The sequence below is a fragment of the Gemmiger formicilis genome, assembly GCF_024462815.1.
In the GTDB taxonomy this organism is placed as follows: domain Bacteria; phylum Bacillota; class Clostridia; order Oscillospirales; family Ruminococcaceae; genus Gemmiger.
This window is the reverse complement of sequence record NZ_JANGCG010000122.1, coordinates 1-206: the sequence shown is the minus strand read 5'-3', so window position 1 is coordinate 206 and position 206 is coordinate 1. Positions and strand designations below refer to the sequence as shown.

Genomic DNA, 206 nt, shown 5'->3' with positions numbered 1-206 from the left:
CCGCCCTGTTCTATGGGCACGGTGGAATGTATCGACGACACTGGGCATATCCATGTAGATTGGGACTGCGTGCGCAGTCTTGCCCTAATCCCCGGTGTGGACTCGTTCAGCCGCTTGCCCTCGCCCAAAGAAAAGGCCCGTGATGCCAGATGAATTACGGCTCCGAACCTGCGGCTCAGGTCGTCCGCTACTCGCTCGAGTGCGCA

1 protein-coding gene is annotated in these 206 nt (G+C 59.7%); it reads left to right on the top strand.

Annotation, left to right across the window (positions count from 1 at the left end; genetic code table 11):
- The first annotated feature begins 12 nt into the window (after positions 1-12).
- Positions 13-153: a DUF4314 domain-containing protein gene (locus NE623_RS14720; RefSeq protein WP_256276186.1), complete on the top strand. Its 141-nt coding sequence runs from the start codon at positions 13-15 to the stop codon at positions 151-153.
- The last annotated feature ends 53 nt before the right edge of the window (positions 154-206 follow it).